This window comes from Methanosarcina spelaei, assembly GCF_002287235.1.
Taxonomy (GTDB): Archaea; Halobacteriota; Methanosarcinia; order Methanosarcinales; family Methanosarcinaceae; genus Methanosarcina; species Methanosarcina spelaei.
Genome location: NZ_LMVP01000141.1, coordinates 1 through 4,968, shown reverse-complemented (window position 1 = coordinate 4,968; position 4,968 = coordinate 1). Strand labels below are relative to the sequence as shown.

Genomic DNA, 4,968 nt, shown 5'->3' with positions numbered 1-4,968 from the left:
CATGTGGGCTGCCAATAATGCCACCACACTGGATTTTTACGGTTAATGTGTGGACTTATGAAATTAAAGGAGAATATGAAATCCTTACAGTTATTGATAACGACAATGAAGTAATCCCTGAACCTTATTTTGGCCACAAAGGTCAAAAATATGTGAGAAAAGATGATGCAATCGTTCTTAATAATGAGTACATTGGTCAAAACACACCTATAACTTTTAATTTTAGTGGATGCGCAGCTACAATAGTAGGACCAGGCCCAAAGGGTGTTGGGGATAAATTGGGAAAAAGCACCGAAGAATCAATAGGATACGAATATCTTGTATCAAAATAAGGAGGAAGCAAATGAAAACTGGGATTCTAATTTTAGGGTTGCTTTTACTGTCACTTATTGACATTGTTTCTGCATCTTCTCCCTATGGCTCAATAGATGTATACTATAATGACAAAATACTGCCTGGAGACGAAATAGCAAAACCAGTCCTGAAAATTGGTGAACCTTTCAAGGTAAAGATCGTCATGACACTAAATCAAACATCAAGATTATTTATTGAAATTGACAGTATTGGGTCTGATTCTCCTTATGAAGTAATTGAAGGCCCTTCTAAATTTGCTGAAAAGAAACACTTTGAATCCTTAGATCCGGGAGTATATACTTTTGAATGGGTTTTAAAGCCTACAAAAGAATCGGCAGATTGGTCTATGCCTTTGAATTTCTGGTACCAAATACATGAAAAAGGAGAAGATGAGCCTGCTGCAAGAGGAGAATTCACAGTTGCATACCCTCATATCTCCAACGAATATTATGAAGGCGAAATTCCTACTTCCAAACAGCCTGCATCCGAAAATAAATCCACCCAGGAGCAACCATCTTCAGAAAATTCATCTTCATCGGCGTCTGCACCAGCTTTTAGTTTAATAACTGCGATTTCGGCACTTGTGCTTGTATTCCTCAGATTCTCTCGCCAGTAAATAAACTTGAAGCTATTCTGAATAGAGTGGATACCGACATCAAAATAGGAGATGCAAATGGGATCTGCACAGTTATAGTAAACAAGGTGGCTCTTTAGTGTCACAAACAATATGCATTTTGCAACTCTTCATCCAAACTATTAAGTTCATTAATTAATTTATCTATATTCAAAATAATTTCATTTTTTAAATACTCTATTTTTGTAAATGTTTCATTGCTATAAGGGTCTTTTTTGATTATTTCCAAGACTTCCTTTGATTTTGTCTTTTTTAAAGTAGTAGCCCAGTCATGTCCACTGAATGCATCTTTGCCTGTAACTACGGTTGCATAAAGCTTGAATAGAAATTCTTCCTTTCTTTCATCCTCTGCTAGAGCGTACTTTTTACTCTCGTTTTCAATTAAAACGGCGATATCACTTTCAAAGGAGATTGGAACATTTGAAGTATTAAGGTTTTCAATAGCAGTTTTTAGTGCTATAAAATGTTCCCTATAATAATCCAAATGTGAAGTTATTCGTGACATACTTCTATTGAGAATTTCATCTCTTTTATAAGTAAAAACTAAATTTTCATCTTTTAAACAGAATCTGTTACTTTTCTCACAAATTTGGAAAAATTCATACCCATCGAATTTAAGATTTAAACTTACAGTTTTATTCTCTAAATTGAGAATATAATCTCCATTTTCGAAATAGGGTTTTATATACTTTGCACAGTCCCTCAAAGGTCTAACTACTTTTTCAATAATTTTTTCTGCATTTTCTCTTTTAAAGTGATTCTCATCTTCTGAGTTTTCAATTTTTTCATTTGAAAGGCTGGTGAAAGTTTCATGAATCTTTGAGCTCTGAGGCTCAGGAGTTATTTTTCTTAATTCCCCAATCACAGGTTTATGGTTACTCTCAACTAAAGATCTTTCAATTAACAAGGATTCCATATCAGATACACTTTCACACACTTTTAATTTTCCAGCAAAGGGAACTAGTTGGAGCATATACAACACAAAACTGGCAGCATTTTTGGCTGCCAGTTTCTGTTGATTTTCTTTGTTATGACTTTTGTTTCCATCTGCCCAATCACAGATCGACTTGACAAGTATCCAATCAATTCTAGAGTCATGGCATGCCACATACATTCCGGCACCTTCCATTTCGCCGCCAATAGCTTCTGGGTCTAAATCGCATAATTGTTGGCGAAAGTCTATATTATCCACCAACTTTTCGCCAGATAGTATGAGACCAAAGCTTACTTTACACTTTGATTCATCCCAGCTCAAGTCTGCGCTTCGGAAATAGTTCAAAAGCTTTGTAGATGAATGTACTTTATCTCCACGCGGGATTAATTTGGGATTTCCGTCCTTTGTTCCTACTCGTTGAAGTTCGTAAAGCATAAGTTGTTTTGAAACTAAAACGTCACCTATAGATTGTTTTTTGGGATCAATGCCGAAAGCAATTCCTACCATAATCACTTCCTCGGGAGCTAAATCAATAATTCCCTTCTGCACAGTCTGTTGAGACGAACCTAACCCCCCAGATCCCATCTCTGACTGCACCATGAATATTCTCATTCCATTGACACTGCCAATGTCGTGATATATCCGGTCACCAATTAGTGATAACTGAGACGTTTGGTTAGTAATATCCTGAAATATGTCAATAATTGCTCTGCTTTCAGTCTTAGTTGCAGTAACTAACAAAATGTCGGCTTTTATGTTAGTTTCTTGGCTAATTGTTTCATTAACTTCATGCTCAAGTGGTTCTGGCGCTTCCCAGAAATTTCTGATTCTTTCTTTATATACTTTCAATTGTGATATACATTTATTGATATGGTTTTTATAGTCTTTGAGTTCTGTTTCATAATCTATATGCATGGTTGCAACTAAAACAAGATTTGATACATTCCAACGAAATTTTTTTGCATCTTCTTCTGAAAAAAGTTCGGTAACTAAAGTTTCAGTACCATAATATGCTTCGTGATATTCTGTATTGTAACGAGTATCATAAGTAGCATTATTTAGAATATGTTGGAACTGCTCGATTTTCTCATCTATTAATTCCAAAGCTTTACTCTTTAAAATATGCATATCGGTTAATAGTTATAAGTGTGTATAAAATTTATTATTTATCACTTGCCTACTTACGACTAGATACTGTAAAATTATTGTAACTATTCAGCCTATGTAAAACAGAATCAATAGCCATCTTTATGTTAATTCAATTGACAAATATCTGTAAATTGAGTTTCTTAAATTGTTGGCAATTGACTGTGTTCCTTCTTTTTCAGCAGGTTATTTCTTGGATTCCTCGTTTTCACTAAAATCAATATCTATAGACATTTTTTGATAGGCTGAATAGTTACAAATTATTTTATATAACCGAGTTATTTGAGTAATAATTGTTACAGTGTATACTCTGGAAAACGCTTACCTTTCTTCTCTTTTTGTTTTTTCGACTTCCTATAATTGAGCATTTTCTATGAAAAATTACTATATTTAAAAGGTTGCTTATACTGTAGCCTTCTGCCCTGCATTTTTGCAAAATGGGCTATTTCAAAGTGTTACCTACCTAAAAGTATGAGACCAATAATAAAAATTATAAAGCACAGTGGACTCAGTACCAAAATCTAGTGATGGATGTAAAATTCAAAATCACTAGATTTTGTAAATGGTCACCATCCGTGTAATACAACTTAATGATTCAAGTCTTTAGATAGCGAATATTGATTTTGATAAAAACTGGATTCTTCTTGCTAATTCAGATTTTCTATCAAAAATGCAAAAATCACTGGATTTTGGAACAGAGTCGCACAGTGCTATAAAATATATAATGGCTTTAACTAACTTTTCCATAATTAATCATCCTTTTAGAAGATATTAAAACATTCTATAAGTACTTGCTGATATTTGCGCTTCTATGGTAAAAGCAGATGCCAAATAGGTTTATAATTCTGCAAATTGTAAACGCTTAGTAAAATATCTGTGTTTTTCTGTAGATTTTATAAGACTTACACGATAATTTTAAAAAAAATCAAAGAAAATAGTGACAATTTATTGATATTACCAATTGTTCTTGTGAATCCAATGTTTTTCAACTTCGTTGCCCTTATATAGTACTTTAATTCAGCATTTCAAAGCGCATAAATGCCATTTGATATTGATATATGCGCTTAAACTTGCGCACATGATATTCAAGGTAAAATAAATCGCAATCATTTGACCTTGTAAATTTGCGGGAAAACATAATATGCGCCTAAAAAAGCAGAAGTTAAGATAAGTAGAGTTAAGGGGAGAATTAAATGCGGCTTTCTGCACGTTTTAAAAAGAGAATGCACTACTTGGTGATTGCATGTACTGTTCTAAATATTCTTGTTATTATGAATTTATATAGGATTACTGGCGATGTATCTGTATTAGTGGAGGTAGGTGGATGGCTAGTGGCATTAATGTACGAATATGCGTTCATAAAATCTGCTAAAGACGAGACTTTTGAATAGGCTTGCTTTTGCAGTAAACGAACTTATCTAACATATACATGAAGAAGTCCAATCTTTATCCGTTTTCTTTTAATCTGTAACCTGCACGGACATCGATGATCTAAAACAAACACTGTAAAAACGCTTAAATATTTTTAATACTGATATTCATATGCAGACCTATTTCCTAGGTTTGGTCTGTAATCATAAGGAGCAGGCCTTATTCTTTCCATGCTTCTCTCAAACCCGTTGGCGGGATTGCTCTTACCCGCCCATATATCTCTTACTCGGTCTCACAGAGTCTAACGTTATATACAGTCTTTGACGTAACTGATTTTGTATCTGTGTGTAAGTCTTATCTTTATAATTCTTTTTAATTTCTTGTGTATTTCTTTTTCTGCATTTCTTAACACTTATCCTGTGTTCATATCAGTACATATAATACAACTTATTTGTATAAACACCATGTTTGAACACGAATACAAATAAATATAATAAAGAAAAATAATTATATACAGATAATTATCAGG

At 33.5% G+C, this 4,968-nt stretch carries 3 protein-coding genes; 2 read left to right on the top strand and 1 reads right to left on the bottom strand.

Annotated features, from left to right (window positions below; all coding sequences use genetic code 11):
* A partial coding sequence (locus tag ASJ81_RS08810; protein WP_212556053.1) for a DUF7286 family protein occupies positions 1 to 332 on the top strand: 332 nt, incomplete at its 5' end.
* A gap of 11 nt (positions 333 to 343) precedes the next feature.
* Positions 344 to 970, top strand: a complete 627-nt coding sequence (locus tag ASJ81_RS08805) for a sarcinarray family MAST domain-containing protein (protein WP_095644147.1) — start codon at positions 344 to 346, stop codon at positions 968 to 970.
* Positions 971 to 1,070: 100 nt separating this feature from the next.
* On the opposite strand, the gene ASJ81_RS08800 is transcribed toward ASJ81_RS08805, so the two are convergent.
* Positions 1,071 to 3,026, bottom strand: a complete 1,956-nt coding sequence (locus ASJ81_RS08800) for a 5'-methylthioadenosine/S-adenosylhomocysteine nucleosidase family protein (RefSeq protein WP_170943257.1) — start codon at positions 3,024 to 3,026, stop codon at positions 1,071 to 1,073.
* Positions 3,027 to 4,968 lie beyond the last annotated feature (1,942 nt).

Coding starts and splice junctions, on each gene's coding strand:
- ASJ81_RS08805 (WP_095644147.1), top strand. CDS start 344: ATGAAAACTGGGATTCTAATTTTAGGGTTGCTTTTACTGTCACTTATT.